The following is a 14058-nucleotide window of genomic DNA, read 5'->3' as shown; positions in this document are numbered from 1 at the left end:
CGCCCGCCGTGGGGCCCCCCCGCGGGGGCGTGGGGGGGCGCGCGCTCGCCCCGGGGGGGGCGGTCCGCGCCGACTTTATCTCCCGCGCCGCCGCGGGGGGCCGCGGCCCCGCCCCCCCCCCCCGGGGCGCGCGCCCGCACGACCCCACCCCGGGGACCACCGGCACGACCACCGCACCTCCGACGGGAAGCAGCCCGATGAGCGACGACACGACCGGTACCAGCCCGGAGCCGACGACCCCGCCGTCCGACGCCGCCGGCCCGACGGGTGCCGCTGCCGGAGCCGCGGCGGTCGGCGGAGCGGCAGCGGCCGGCGTCGCCCGCCAGTCCGTGCGGTCCGCGTTCGGCGGGCCCCAGGGACCCGGTACCCGCCGACCCGGGACGCCGCCGCCCGCGATCCCCACCTCCGCGTCGTTCTCGCCGGCAGCGGGCACGGGTCGCACCTCCACGCGTCCGACGCCCGAGGTGCCGTCGTCCGGGACCTCGGCCCCGGCGGATGCCGGCGCGCCCCCTGCGATCCCGCCCGCCCGCAACGGCACCGGCGCCGAGCCCGCGACGCCCGCCACCGCGGGGGACGACGCCCGCCCCGCCGACCTCGCCGTCGCCGGCATCACCTCGGTGACGCCCGGCCCGTCCCCGGCTGCCGCAGAGCCGCCCGCAGCCGCCGCCTCGCCGGTGCGCCGCTCCACGTCCGCCCTCGGCCGCACCACGCCCGCGGCCACGGCGACGACGCCCGCCACGGGCACGCAGGTCGCCGACGCCGCGCCCCGCGACGAGGCGCCCGCCACTCCGGCGTCCGTCGGCGCCACCGCCCCGGCGTCCGTCGGCGGAGTCGCCGGTTCCGACGGCGGCGGCCCCGGGCGCCCCGACTGGGACCTGCCCTTCTCCGCGGAGCAGCCCGGTGACAAGCCCGGCCGCCAGCGGTTCGACCCGACCCGGTGGGTGCTCGGAGCGGTCGCGATCGCGGTCGTGATCGGCGTCGTCATCGCGGTCGGCAACGTGTTCAAGCCGATCCGCTCGGACGACGGCACCGCGCAGAGCACGCCTGCGGTCACCGCCACCGCGCCGCCGGCCGAGGCGCCCGCCGACGGCGGGGACCCCGCAGCCGAGCCCGCACCGGCCACCGCGCCGCCCGTGGTCGTCGGCGTGAACTCGATCGACCCCTCCGACGGCGACGGCGAGCACGAGGAGCTGGTCGGCCGGATCACCGACGGCGACCCGGCCACCACCTGGTACACGCACACCTACAACCGCGCGGACTTCGCCGGCTTCAAGGACGCGGTCGGCCTCGTCATCACGCTCCAGGCACCCGCGACCGTCAGCACCATCACGATCGACGGCACGGGCACCGGCGGCAACGTCGAGGTCCGGGCCACCGACGCCGCGAACCCGACGGCGGGCGACGTCCTCGCCGGCGGCGCGCTGGCCAGCCCGCAGACCGTGCTGACGCTGGCGCAGCCCACCGAGACGCAGAGCATCGTGCTGTGGTTCACCTCGCTGTCCCAGACCCCGGACGGCGCGAACAAGATCGAGATCTCCGGCCTCGCGGTCTCCTGACCGCACCCGGGCGCGGAACATCCCGCGCCCGGCATCTGTTGTCCGGGCATCAGCCCGACCCCGACCTCCGAGGGAAGCACCGTGACCGAGACCCCCGTCCGCGACATCGTCATCGTCGGTTCCGGCCCCGCCGGGTACACCGCGGCGATCTACGCCGCGCGCGCCGGCCTCGCCCCCTACGTCGTCGCGGGTTCCGTCACCGCCGGTGGCGCCCTGATGAACACCACCGACGTCGAGAACTTCCCGGGCTTCCCCGACGGGATCCTCGGCCCGGACCTCATGGACAACCTGCAGAAGCAGGCCGAGCGGTTCGGCGCCGAGGTGCTCTGGGACGACGCCGTGTCGCTCGACCTCGCCGGCCCGGTCAAGACGATCGTCACCGGCGGTGGCGAGACGATCCGCGCCCGCGCGGTGATCCTGTCGACCGGCTCCGCCTACCGCGAGCTCGGCCTGGACGACGAGAAGCGGCTCTCCGGCCGCGGCGTCTCCTGGTGCGCGACCTGCGACGGCTTCTTCTTCCGCGACCAGGACATCATCGTCGTGGGCGGCGGCGACTCGGCCGTCGAGGAGGCCACGTTCCTCACGCGGTTCGGCAAGTCCGTGACGATCGTGCACCGCCGCGACGAGCTGCGGGCGTCGAAGATCATGGCCGACCGCGCCGCCGCGGACCCGAAGATCCAGTTCGCCTGGAACAGCGAGGTCGTCGGCATCGAGGGCGCCGACAAGGTCACCGGCGTCACCCTGCGCGACACCGTGACCGGCGAGACCCGGCACCACGACGCGACCGGCGTGTTCGTCGCGATCGGCCACGTGCCGCGCACCGAGCTGCTGGTCGGGCAGGTCGACCTGGACGACAACGGCTACATCGTCGTCGAGGGCCGCTCCACCCGGACCAACCTCCCCGGCGTCTTCGCGGCCGGTGACGCCGTCGACCACACCTACCGCCAGGCCATCACCGCCGCCGGCTCGGGCTGCGCCGCCGCGCTCGACGCCCAGCACTTCCTGGCCGCGCTCGGCGACGTGGACCCCGCGTCGCCGTCGGAGATCCCCGCCGCCGTCGCGTCCGCGGACGTCGACGGCGCGGACGCGCTGGCCGCCCAGGGCGCCGACACCGCCGCGGCCGCGGCCGCGGCCGGGCACTGACGGCACGATGAGCACCGCGCCGGCGGTGACCGGGGCGACCTTCGAGCAGGAGGTCCTCCGGTCACCGCTCCCGGTCGTCGTCGACTTCTGGGCCGCCTGGTGCGTGCCCTGCCGGATGGTGGCGCCGGTGCTCGCCGAGCTCGCGGACGTGTACGCGGGACGGCTGCGGTTCGTCGCCGTCGACACGGAGGCCGAGCCCGAGCTCGCCCGGCGCTACGGGGTGGTGTCGATCCCGACCCTGTACGTGTTCCACGAGGGCGAGCTGGTGCGCACCGCCGTCGGCGCGCGGGAGAAGCGCGCGTACGCGGCCGAGCTCGACGCCGCCCTCGCGGAGATCGCCGCGGGCTGAGCGCGCCCGGCCGTCCGCGTGGGGGTCCCGTGGACGTGCGGCGCGCCCGTCGTGGACGCACCCCGGGGGCGTGCGGGCGCCGTGCGACACTCGGGAGATGACCGCGACCCCGCGGCCCGGCGACGTGTCGGGCCCCACCCCGACCCCCGCCGCCGGAACCCGCCTGGACCGGTGGCTCGGCGCCTACGCGCAGCGCACCCACGGGATGCGCGCCTCCGAGATCCGCGCGCTGTTCGCCGTGGCGAACCGCCCGGAGGTCGTGTCCCTCGCCGGGGGCATGCCGTACCTCGAGGGCCTGCCGCTCGACGTGATCGGTGAGCTCGCCCAGCGCGTCGTCGCCACCCGCGGCACCACGGCCCTGCAGTACGGCTCCGGCCAGGGCGACGAGGGGCTGCGCGAGCAGATCCTCGAGGTGATGCGCCTCGAGGGCATCGACGCGCACCCGGACGACGTCGTCGTGACGACCGGCTCGCAGCAGGCGCTCGACCTCGTGACCCGACTGTTCATCGACCCGGGCGACGTGGTCGTCGCGGAGGCACCCTCGTACGTCGGTGCCCTGGGTGTGTTCCGGGCCTACGAGGCCGACGTCGTGCACGTCCCCCTCGACGCCCACGGCATCGTCCCCGAGGCGCTCGAGGAGACGCTGGCGTCCCTGGCGCGCGAGGGACGCCGCGTGAAGTTCCTCTACACGATCCCGAACTTCCACAACCCGGCGGGCGTCACGCTGTCGCTGGAGCGCCGGCCCCGTGTCCTCGAGATCGCCGAGCGCTACGGCGTGCTCGTCATCGAGGACAACCCGTACGGCCTGCTGGGCTTCGAGGGCGACCCGCTGCCCGCCATGCGGTCGACGAACGACGACGGGGTCATCTACCTCGGGTCCTTCTCCAAGACGTTCGCCCCCGGCTACCGGGTGGGCTGGGCCGTGGCACCGCACGCGGTGCGCGAGAAGCTGGTCCTCGCGTCGGAGTCGGCGATCCTCTGCCCGTCCAACGCCTCCCAGCTCGCGATCAGCGGCTACCTGGCCACCTGCGACTGGAAGGGCCAGGTGAAGGCGTTCCGCGAGCTCTACCGCGAACGGCGCGACGCCATGATCGGCGCGCTCGCCGAGCACCTGCCCGACGCCACGTGGACGGTCCCCGACGGCGGCTTCTACACCTGGGTCCGCCTGCCCGACGGCCTCGACGCCAAGGCGATGCTGCCGCGCGCCGTCACCGCCCGGGTCGCCTACGTGCCCGGCACCGCGTTCTACGCGGACGGGCAGGGCGCGGACCACATGCGCCTGTCGTTCTGCTTCCCCACGCCCGACCGCATCCGCGAGGGCGTGCGCCGGCTCGCCGGGGTGGTCGCCGGGGAGAGCGAGCTCGTGTCGCTGTTCGGCACCGGCGGGGCGCGCGCCGGCGACGACGTGCAGTCACCCGGTCCCGACCTGGCCTGACCGCGTCCGCCGGTCCGGCTCCACCCCGCACCCACCCGCAGCGGCGGCCGCCCGCGCCGCCACCCGCCCAGGAGGCCTCCACCCGTGCCGCACGACTCCGTCCCCGCCACCCCGCGCGTCGTCGTCCTCGCCGGCGGGCTGTCCCACGAGCGCGACGTCTCCCTGCGGTCCGGGCGCCGGGTCGCGGAGGCGCTCCGCTCGGCGGGCGTCGAGGTGTCCGTGCACGACGTCGACGCGGACCTCGTGCCCGCGCTGACCGAGACCCGGCCGGACCTGGTGTGGCCGCTGCTGCACGGCGCCAGCGGCGAGGACGGGGCTGTCCGGGACGTGCTCGAGCTGCTCGGCCTGCGCGCGCTCGGCACCGGGCCGCGTGCCAGCCGGGTCGCGTGGAGCAAGCCCATCGCCAAGACGTCGGTGACCCGTGCCGGGATCGACACCCCCGAGTTCGTGACGCTCCCGCAGAGCCTGTTCCGGGAGCTCGGCGCCGGTCGGGTCATGGACGCCGTGGTCGCCCGTCTCGGCCTGCCGCTCGTCGTGAAGCCCTCCCGCGGCGGCTCGGCGCTGGGCGTCACGCTCGTGCGCACCGCCGAGGACCTGCCCCGGGCGATGGTCACGTGCTTCGCCTACGGCGACACCGCGTTGATCGAGCGCGCCGTCGAGGGCACGGAGCTCGCGATCAGCGTCGTCGACCTCGATGGCGAGCCCGTGGCGCTGCCCGCCGTCGAGGTGGTCACCGACGGGCCCTACGACTACGACGCGCGCTACAACCCCGGCCGGACCGAGTACTTCGCGCCCGCACGGCTGCCCGAGGACGTCGCCGCCCGTGCCGCGGACGTCGCCGTGGCCGCGCACCGCGCGCTCGGCCTGCGGCACCTGTCCCGCACCGACCTGATCGTGGACGCCGAGGGCCGGCCGTGGTTCCTCGAGGTCAACGTCGCGCCCGGGATGACCGAGACGTCGCTGTTCCCGCAGGCCGCGGAGGCCGGCGGGCACCACCTCCCCACGCTGTACCGGGAGCTGGTCGAGGCGGGCCTCGCCGACGCCTGACCGGGAGGTCAGCCCCGGAACACGCCCGGGTCCTCGGGTGCGAGGCTCGACAGGATGCGGTTCAGGTCCTGCACCGAGGCGAACTCCACGGTGAGCTTGCCCCGCTGCTTGCCGAGGTCGACCTTGACTCGGGTCTCGAACCGGTCGGAGAGCCGGCTCGCGAGCTCGTCGAGCGCCTCGTTGCGCACCCCGGCGCGGGTGCGGCGCTTGGGCTTCGGCGTCCCGCCCTCGCCGCCGAGCGACACGATCTCCTCGACCGCCCGGACGGACAGGCCCTCGGCGACGATCCGCTGCGCCAGCCGCTCGATCGCCGCGCCGTCGCTCAGGCCGAGCAGCGCGCGGGCGTGCCCGGCGGACAGCACACCGGCAGCGACGCGGCGCTGCACCAACGGCGGGAGGCGGAGCAGGCGGAGCGTGTTGGAGATCTGCGGACGGGACCGGTGGATGCGGGTCGCGAGCTCGTCGTGGGTGCACCCGAAGTCGTCGAGCAGCTGCTGGTACGCCGCCGCCTCCTCCAGCGGGTTGAGCTGGGACCGGTGCAGGTTCTCCAGGAGCGCGTCGCGGAGCAGGTCGGAGTCGTCGGTCTGCCGGATGATCGCGGGGATCGTGGTCAGGCCGGCCGCCTGGGTCGCGCGCCAGCGCCGCTCCCCCATGATCAGCTCGTAGCCGTCGCCGACGTCGCGCACCACGACGGGCTGGAGCACGCCGATCTCGCGGATCGACCCGACGAGCTCCTCCAGCGCGTCCTCGTCGAACACCGAGCGCGGCTGCCTGTGGTTCGGTCGGATGGCACCGACCGGGAGCTCGGCGAACGTCGCGCCCGGGACGGGCAGCAGCCCGTCACTGTCGGCGTCGGGCGCCGTCGCGGTCACCTCGGCGCCGTCCGCGCTGGACACCGCGCTGCTCTCGGGAGCCGACTGAGCGGTGTCTTCGCTGGTCAGAGCGTTGTCGGCGACCTCTCGCGCCGCCTCGGCCGCCCGCTCCGCGTTCCGGTCGGGGAAGAAGACGTCGACGGGTCGGTTGCCCTCGCCGCTCCGGGTCTCCAGACCCGTCGGGATCAGGGCCCCCAGGCCCCGTCCGAGCCCACGCCGCTTCTCGCTCACACGTCCTCCTTCTGCCGGTCCGCGGCGACGCCGCGCTCGGCGAGCTCTCGCGCTGCCTCCAGGTAGGCGAGCGCACCGCTCGAGCCCGGATCGTACGTCAGCACCGTCTGCCCGTAGGACGGCGCCTCCGAGACGCGGACGGACCGCGGCACGGTGGTGCGCAGCGTCTTCGTCGGGAAGTGCTCACGCACCTCCCGCGCGACCTGCTGCGCGAGGTTGGTCCGCCCGTCGTACATGGTGAGCAGGATCGTCGACACGTGCAGGACGGGGTTCAGGTGGGCCTGGATCAGCTCGATCGACTTCAGCAGCTGACTGAGACCCTCGAGGGCGTAGTACTCGCACTGGATCGGGATCAGGACCTCGTCACCGACCACGAACGCGTTCACCGTGAGCAGTCCGAGGCTCGGCGGGCAGTCGACCAGGACGTAGTCGATCCGGGGCTCGCCGTCGCGCTCCCGCTGCTCGAGGTACGCGGTCAGGGCGTTCCGGAGACGGGTCTCCCGCGCCACCATCGACACGAGCTCGATCTCGGCCCCCGACAGGTCGATCGTCGCGGGGACGCACCAGAGGTTCGGCACGTCCGGGCACGGGTGCACGGCAGAGGCCATCGGGGCGCCGTCGACCAGGACGTCGTACACCGAGGTGATCCCCGACCGGTGGTCGATCCCGAGCGCGGTCGACGCGTTGCCCTGGGGGTCGTTGTCGATCACGAGGACGTGGAGCCCGGACTGCGCGAGGGCAGCCGCCAGGTTCACCGTGGTCGTGGTCTTGCCGACGCCGCCCTTCTGGTTCGCGACGGTGATGACACGGGTCCGGTCCGGCTTCGGGAAGACCCTCCCCCGCAGCTCGATGCGACGACGCGCGTCGAGGCGGAGCTCCGCCATCAGGGGCGTGTCGTCGTCCGCCGACGGCAGGCTCTCCACGAGTGCGGCCCGACGGCGCTCCTCCCCGTCGTCCGTCCAGCGGGTGGGGTCCGTGGTCACGGGCGCGATCCCTTCGTCGAGCGTCGCGACCGCCGCGACCCGCTCTCTGTTCCACGTGAAACAGTCTTTGCCGGCGCCGTACCGGGCGTGGTCTTCTCGACGACGACCACGCTCGTGGGGTCCAAGCCCGCCAGCGTCGGTGCGGTCAGGATCTCGGCAGGTCCCCCGCCGAGTCGCTGCCCGATGGCCGCTGCCTCCTCGACCTCGACCTGCGCGCGGCCACCCTTCAGCGCGACCACCCGACCACCGACCCGCAGGAGAGGCAGGGTCCACCCGTACAGCTTGTCCAGCGAGGCGACGGCCCGTGCCGTCACCGCGTCGGCATCGACTTCGCCCGCCAGATCCTCAGCACGCCCGCGGAGCACCCGGGCGTTGTCGAGGCCGAGCTCGTCGACGACCTCGGAGAGCCAGTCCGTGCGGCGCTCCATCGGCTCCAGCAGGATCACCTCGCACGCGGGCCGCATCGCCGCGATGACGACTCCGGGCAGCCCTGCGCCGCTGCCGACGTCGACGATCCGACCCGACTCCGGGAGGAACGGGACGACAGCAGCCGAGTTGACGAGGTGCCGCTCCCAGAGGCGACCGACCTCACGAGGGCCCACGAGACCGCGGAGGACGCCCTGGTCACGCAGCATCGCGTGGAACCCCTCGACCGCAGGCCAGGAGGCGCCGAAGAGGCTCGGCAGGCGGTCATCGCCGTCAAGGGGGTCGACCTCGAGCTCGCGCGGGTCACGGTCCTGGTGGGACGCCGACTCAGACCGCACAGCTCTCCCCTGGCTCGGTTCGTGGTGGGGCGCGCCGTCGTCAGGAGAACGCGGCGCACTCCCCCAACGGTACCCCGCAGGACTGTCTCCGCCGTCGTCGTCCACCGGCGCGCGGCGTACGTGTTTCACGTGGAACGGGACCGATGCGCGCCGCCGCGCACGCTGAGCCGACGCACCGCCCGGGCAGGCGGTGGCTCCGAAAGCGGCCCGCTGGGGGTCGCGCATCGCCGCGTGCTGGGCAGGCCCCCGGGCAGAGGCGCGGAGGTTGGCGCCCGAGGCGGGTGGTGGATGTTTCACGTGGAACGCACCCAAGCCCTCCGGGGCGCTTGCCGCCCATGACCTAGGGCGCACGTTCCGCCCGGCCGCAGATGGTCGGGCGCGTCCGGCTCACAGACGACGCGGTCATCCGGCCTCGCGCACATCTGGCCCAGCTGGTGACCTACCCCGTCGCACGTCGGGCAGTCGTCATCGACACCGTCGCTCATCGGCCTGTCGTCGTCACACCAGTCGCCAGTCGGCCACTCGCCTGTCGTCAGTGGGACGCGCGGCGCTCGGCCGGTCGGGCGAGCCGGTGCCCGTACCCACGCCGGCGCCGGTGTCGGTGCCGGAACCGGAACTGAGACAGGAGCCGGAACCAGGGCCCATGCCGGAACCAGAACCGGAGCGATCGTCGTGACGCGCGATCGGAGCCGCAGAGTATCGCCCCGAGGGTCGCTCGATAGGTGCGCCCGATGACCTGACGGTCCGACGCACCCTGTACCGACTACCCCGGCTCCGTTTCACGTGGAACACGTCGCACCGAGGTCCCCCGCACGGTCGGCACAGGCCGGCGCGGCGCTCCCGCAGCCCGCGCCGCGAGACCCTTCGAGCACCAGCACCCAAGACCGCCGCGGAGCGCGGACACCGGGGTGCGCGATCCCGGCGCCGCTCATCGCACGGCGACCGACGCCCCCAGCCGACTCGCCGTCGGTCACTCGTCGCGTCTCGGCTTGGTGTACCGGCCGCCGCGCCATCGACGGGCGTGCCGGGCGCACGCTCACGACCTGGCGTACGGGGGCGGCCCCGTCCTGATCCGCCCGTCCGCGTCCGACTCAGCCTCGCGCGTCGCCACGCGGGGCCCACGGCGACCACTCCCCTCCGCGTGATCGCCGCAGACACGCTGCCGTCCGCCCTGTGACGTCAGTTGGTTCCACGTGGAACGGCGGGGGTACCGCAGGCCCGGGCTCTTCGCTGCTCAGCGCCAGGCGCGACGCGAGTCACAGGACTCCACGCGACCCAGCCGCTCTTCCCTCTGGATCCACTCGAGACGTTGCACTCAGGGGCCGCGACGCGTCTCGGCCCCAGCGCCCTCCGCGAGCCCGGATCGTTGCCTCAGCGTTCGCCACACCCCACCAGCTGGCCACACCGGCGAGGGCGCGCAAGCGCCCGGGTCGGCGGGACGAAGGAATCACCGGGACCGGCGCTCACGATGTCGTCGCCCTCGGTCTGGTCTCGCTCGGTCAGCCTGCACCCGTCGCGGGGTTCGTCCGTCGGGGCAGTTCTCCGTCCACCCGCCGAACCCCCGTCCTTCGCACGCGCGCGGACCTGCACCGGCGCACACTCCGGACCAGTCACGCCTCCCGACTGCGAGAGCGTTCGGCCGCCGTTGCTCTCGAGCCACCTCCACGCCAGCACCGGTGCAGGTCCGGTCGCGCCCGGTCACGGAGAAGCTGACGGCCTCGGGGGTTCCACGTGGCCCCCACACCCCACGCGCGCTCGGCCCCGCGTTCCACGTGCAGCTGGAGCCTCCCGTTCCGCGTCAGCCCGGCCGGCCTCTCGTTCCTCGTGCCCCAGCCGCGCCTCTCGGCACCCTCCGACCCGCCACTCCTCGGCTCCTCGTCGAACCGCCGGACCCGGCCCTCCACGTATGAGCTCCGCGCGCGCGCCCAGGACCCGACCCTCGGGCCGCGTGCCCGACGCGCCCTCCGACGTCCTCTCCGCCTCGCTCCCCGCACGGAGCCCGTTGCGTACCGCTCCCGACCCCGAGTCGGACGTGTCGAAGGACGCGCGCGGGCGCGCTGAGACTCGCACCTCGTCCGGTGTTCCACGTGGAACACCGGACGAGGTGCGACACGGCTTGCCTGGCGCCAGGACCGAAGCAGTCGTTCGGCGCGAGCGGCTGCCGCGCGGCGCTCCCCGTCGCCGCGCCCGTGCCGCGGGTCGAGACCTCATCCCTGCCGTCGACACTGCCGTTCCGCCAGCAGCCTGTGCCGGCCCACCACCACCCGCGCGCCGCGCACGATGCCTCCGGGTTACCCATTCACGCCCCACGCCCCCCCACCGTCCCCTGAGCGCGGCTAGTGCCAGCTCCCAAGGCCTCCCCCTGCTCTGCCCGCGCCGCTCTACCACCGTCGGTCGGCACGGGCCCGGCCCTTGCCGCCGGGTCATCGGAACCGGCCACGCTTGTCGCTGGTCTCCGGACCAGGCCGGCGCGGCGAACAGCAACAGGCCCGCACCGCCACGGGACGCGCGCCCGCGGCCCTGACACCCGGCTCCTGACGCCCGGCACCTGGCACCACGAGCGGGAGACCACACCGGTCGGGCGGCACTCCCCCGCTGCCATCCCACGTACGCAGAGTGATCGCGCCGTCCCGCGCCCGCAGGGTCGGCCGGGGCGCTCCATCGCGCACGATGGGCCGCGTCACGAGCGCGCGGCAGCAATCGGCCCGTCCGGCGCTTTTCCGCCACTACTTCACAGAAAAAGGACCGCGCTCAGAGCCATCGTGAGCCGCTCCCGAGAAACGCAAGAGGCCGGTCCCGAACGGGACCGGCCTCTCGGTGCCTTCGGACGAAGGCATCCAGATCAGCTCGCGGGCTTGACCACGACGAACCGGGACGGCTCCACGCCGTCCGAGTCGGACGTCAGGCCCGCCGCGGCGACGGCGTCGTGCACGACCTTCCGCTCGAACGGGTTCATCGGGTCGAGCGCCACCTGGGTGCCGGACTCACGCACGCGGGCGATCGCCTCCTCGGCGACCTTGACGAGCTCGACCTTGCGGCCGGCCCGGTAGCCGGCGATGTCGAGCATCAGCCGGCTGCGGTCGCCGGTCTTCGCCTGGACGGCGAGCCGGGTCAGCTCCTGGAGGGCGTCGAGCACCTCGCCGTCCTCGCCGACGAGCCGGCGGAGCGCACGCTCGGTGCCCTCCTCCGCCACGATCTCGACCGCCGCGCGACCGTGGTCGACGTCGATGTCGATGTCACCGTCGAGGTCCGCGATGTCGAGGAGCTCCTCGAGGTAGTCCGCGGCGATCTCGCCCTCTTCTTCGAGGCGCGACGCGGATGCCGTGCCGGCCTCGCCGGTGGCGCCGGTGGGAGTGGTCATCTCTGCTCCTTGCTGGGGGAACGGGGTGCGCGTCGGGACGCGAGGTCTAGCCGGCGTCCGGAGTGCCGCCGGGCGTGCTGCCGCCCTTGCCGCCGCCGGTGCCGTTGCGCTTCTTCTTCGCCGGTGCGGGGCCGCCGGTCGCGCCCGGCTCCGGGGACGCGGTGGACCCGGACGGGGACTCCTCGGCGGCGCTCGACGCGGCCGCGCCGGCGGAGGTGGTCGCCGTGGCGGAGCCCGCGGGTCGGGGCTGCTGCTTCTTCGCGCGCGCCTTGCCGACCGGCTGCTGCCGCTGGCCCGAGACCGGACGCTCCTCGATCGTGGGGCGGTCCTCCTCGATCGTGATGCCCTTGTGCGCGGCCTTCTTGGCCTGCCGCGCCTTGAGCGCCTTCTCGGCCTGCGAGCCCGGCGCCGGCATCCGGCGGATCGTGTAGAACTGCTGCCCCATCGACCACAGGTTGGTGGTGGTCCAGTAGAGCAGCACACCGATCGGGAAGTTCACGCCGGAGAAGGCGAAGATCAGCGGGAAGACGTACATGAGCATCTTCTGCTGCTGCGCCATCGGGCCCTCGAGGGCGGCCGGCGGCATGTTCTTCATCGTCAGCTGGCGCTGGGTGAGGAACGTGGTCGCGGACATCGCGACGACGAGCAGGATGGTGACGATCCGGACGTGCACGGCGGCGTCGCCGAACTCGGCCGCGTTCATGAAGGTCGCCGACAGCGGCGCGCCGAAGATGCTGGCCTGCTCGGCCTGCGACGCGAGGTCCTGGGTCAGCGGGCCGAGGTTGTCCCGCACGTAGTCGCCGGACGCGAGCGCGGGCAACGAGTTGAGCACGCGGAACAGCGCGAAGAAGATCGGCGACTGCGCGAGGATCGGCAGGCAGGACGAGAACGGGTTGGTCCCGTGCTTGCGGTACAGCTCCATCGTCTCGCGGCTCATCGCCTCGCGGGACGCGGGGTCCGTCTTCCCCTTGTACTTCGCCTGGATCTTCTTCATGTCCGGCGCGAGCAGCTGCATGCCGCGCGACGCCTTGATCTGCTTGAAGAACAGCGGGATCAGGATGATCCGCATCACGATCACGAGGCCGACGATCGACAGGCCCCACGCCAGACCACCGGCCGGGTCGAGGCCGAGGAAGTCGAACAGGCTGTGGAACTGGACCATGATCCAGGCCACAGCGACCATGATCGGATACAGCAGGCCGTCGAACCAGCTCATCGGGGAACTCTCCAGGGGAAGGTCAGTGCGCGGAGGCGACCGCGCGGTGCGGGTGTCGACGGTGCGGCCCCGCCGGTGGAACGTCGTCGACGCCCCCCGGGTTCCACGGGTTGCAGCGCAGGACCCGCCAGACCGCCAGCCGCGTCCCGCGCAGGACGCCGTGCCGCTCGAGGGCGATCACGGCGTACTGGCTGCACGAGGGGTAGAACCGGCAGGTCGGCGGGGTGAGGGGGGACAGGAACCGCTGGTACCCGCGGATCGCGAGCACGAGCAGCCGACGCGGGAACCGCAGGACGCCACGCAGAGCCGCGGCGACGCTCGGGGTGCTCATCGCCGACCCTCGGACGCGGTGCCGGCGGCGCCACGTCCACGCTCGGTGCGGCGACGTCCGGCGGTGCGCAGGGCACCGTCGAGCTCCTGGCCCAGCGTGGCGTAGTCGGCCGTCGCGGCGGGTCCGAGGGCCCGGACGACCAGGTCGGCGTCCGCGGGCAGCGCACCGATGCGCTCCGTGGCCAGCGCCCGCAGGCGCCGCTTGACCCGGTTGCGTGTCACGGCGTTGCCGACGCCCTTGGACACGACGAAACCGACCGCCGGACCAGGTCCGGGGTCGGTTCGCGTCACGAGGTGCACCACGAGCGTGTTCCGCCCGGCGCGCACACCGCTGCGCACGGTCCGCTCGAAGTCGGCGGACCGTCGCATCCGGTGCGCGGCGGGCAGCACCGCGTCAGGTGGTGTCAGGCCGACAGCTCGGCGCGACCCTTGCGCCGACGGGCGGCGAGGATCGCGCGGCCGGCACGCGTCCGCATACGCAGACGGAAACCGTGCGTCTTGGCACGACGCCGGTTGTTCGGCTGGAAGGTCCGCTTGCTCACGATGGTCTCCACGTACTTCGGTGCGTCGACTGCACGCGCGCGTGCAGCCAGGTCTGTGCCGTGCTCGACTGCTCCGGTACCCACGTCGCGAGACGGGTCTAGCGTCAGGGCACGCCAGCAGGAGCCATCAGGAAGGCTGCACAACGTTACGTCGGGAGCGCGCAGGGGTCAAACCCGCCGCCCACCGCGGCACGACCGGGACGACGCCCCCTCTCCCGCGGGCCGGTCG

General features: G+C 74.0%; 13 protein-coding genes. 5 read left to right on the top strand and 8 right to left on the bottom strand.

All coding sequences use genetic code 11. The annotated features are described in order from the left end of the window. Positions 1 to 197 precede the first annotated feature (197 nt). The 5 genes from ACFVXN_RS16315 to ACFVXN_RS16295 all read left to right on the top strand — a co-directional run bounded on the left by ACFVXN_RS16315 (position 198) and on the right by ACFVXN_RS16295 (position 5530). The gene (locus ACFVXN_RS16315) at positions 198 to 1556 is read left to right on the top strand and encodes a hypothetical protein (RefSeq protein ID WP_389234773.1); all 1359 of its coding nucleotides are present in this window, start codon (positions 198 to 200) and stop codon (positions 1554 to 1556) included. An 81-nt stretch (positions 1557 to 1637) separates the two neighbouring features. Next, on the top strand, positions 1638 to 2699 hold the full coding sequence (gene trxB / locus ACFVXN_RS16310; RefSeq protein WP_389234770.1) for a thioredoxin-disulfide reductase: 1062 nt from the start codon (positions 1638 to 1640) through the stop codon (positions 2697 to 2699). 7 nt (positions 2700 to 2706) lie between these two features. Beyond that, entirely contained in the window at positions 2707 to 3048 is a 342-nt protein-coding gene (trxA, locus tag ACFVXN_RS16305; protein WP_389234767.1) for a thioredoxin, read from the top strand. 97 nt (positions 3049 to 3145) lie between these two features. Beyond that, positions 3146 to 4483 (top strand): PLP-dependent aminotransferase family protein, encoded by a 1338-nt coding sequence (locus ACFVXN_RS16300; RefSeq protein ID WP_389234764.1) that lies wholly within the window; start codon positions 3146 to 3148, stop codon positions 4481 to 4483. Between the two features lie 84 nt (positions 4484 to 4567). Further along, positions 4568 to 5530, top strand: coding sequence for a D-alanine--D-alanine ligase (locus tag ACFVXN_RS16295; RefSeq protein ID WP_389234761.1), 963 nt, complete (start codon positions 4568 to 4570; stop codon positions 5528 to 5530). A gap of 8 nt (positions 5531 to 5538) precedes the next feature. Here the strand turns inward: ACFVXN_RS16295 and ACFVXN_RS16290 are convergent, their stop codons facing one another. The 8 genes from ACFVXN_RS16290 to rpmH form a co-directional block, all read right to left on the bottom strand. After that, entirely contained in the window at positions 5539 to 6633 is a 1095-nt protein-coding gene (locus ACFVXN_RS16290; protein ID WP_389234758.1) for a ParB/RepB/Spo0J family partition protein, read from the bottom strand. Continuing rightward, positions 6630 to 7616 (bottom strand): AAA family ATPase, encoded by a 987-nt coding sequence (locus tag ACFVXN_RS16285; RefSeq protein WP_389234755.1) that lies wholly within the window; start codon positions 7614 to 7616, stop codon positions 6630 to 6632. Before ACFVXN_RS16285 ends, ACFVXN_RS16290 begins: the two co-directional genes overlap by 4 nt. After that, positions 7613 to 8485, bottom strand: a complete 873-nt coding sequence (gene rsmG, locus ACFVXN_RS16280) for a 16S rRNA (guanine(527)-N(7))-methyltransferase RsmG (protein WP_389234752.1) — start codon at positions 8483 to 8485, stop codon at positions 7613 to 7615. Before rsmG ends, ACFVXN_RS16285 begins: the two co-directional genes overlap by 4 nt. Before the next feature lie 2737 nt (positions 8486 to 11222). Further along, entirely contained in the window at positions 11223 to 11741 is a 519-nt protein-coding gene (locus tag ACFVXN_RS16275) for a protein jag (protein ID WP_389234749.1), read from the bottom strand. A 46-nt stretch (positions 11742 to 11787) separates the two neighbouring features. Continuing rightward, entirely contained in the window at positions 11788 to 12957 is a 1170-nt protein-coding gene (yidC, locus tag ACFVXN_RS16270; protein ID WP_389234746.1) for a membrane protein insertase YidC, read from the bottom strand. Positions 12958 to 12979: 22 nt separating this feature from the next. Beyond that, a complete protein-coding gene (gene yidD / locus ACFVXN_RS16265) occupies positions 12980 to 13288 on the bottom strand; it encodes a membrane protein insertion efficiency factor YidD (protein ID WP_389234743.1) in 309 nt (102 codons plus the stop codon). Beyond that, the gene (gene rnpA / locus ACFVXN_RS16260; RefSeq protein WP_389234740.1) at positions 13285 to 13677 is read right to left on the bottom strand and encodes a ribonuclease P protein component; all 393 of its coding nucleotides are present in this window, start codon (positions 13675 to 13677) and stop codon (positions 13285 to 13287) included. Before rnpA ends, yidD begins: the two co-directional genes overlap by 4 nt. 14 nt (positions 13678 to 13691) lie before the next feature. Beyond that, positions 13692 to 13829, bottom strand: coding sequence for a 50S ribosomal protein L34 (gene rpmH / locus ACFVXN_RS16255; protein ID WP_010849920.1), 138 nt, complete (start codon positions 13827 to 13829; stop codon positions 13692 to 13694). Positions 13830 to 14058: the final 229 nt, after the last annotated feature.

It is taken from the genome of Cellulomonas sp. NPDC058312, assembly GCF_042880135.1.
Taxonomy (GTDB): domain Bacteria; phylum Actinomycetota; class Actinomycetes; order Actinomycetales; family Cellulomonadaceae; genus Cellulomonas.
This window is presented reverse-complemented; position numbering and strand designations above follow the sequence as displayed.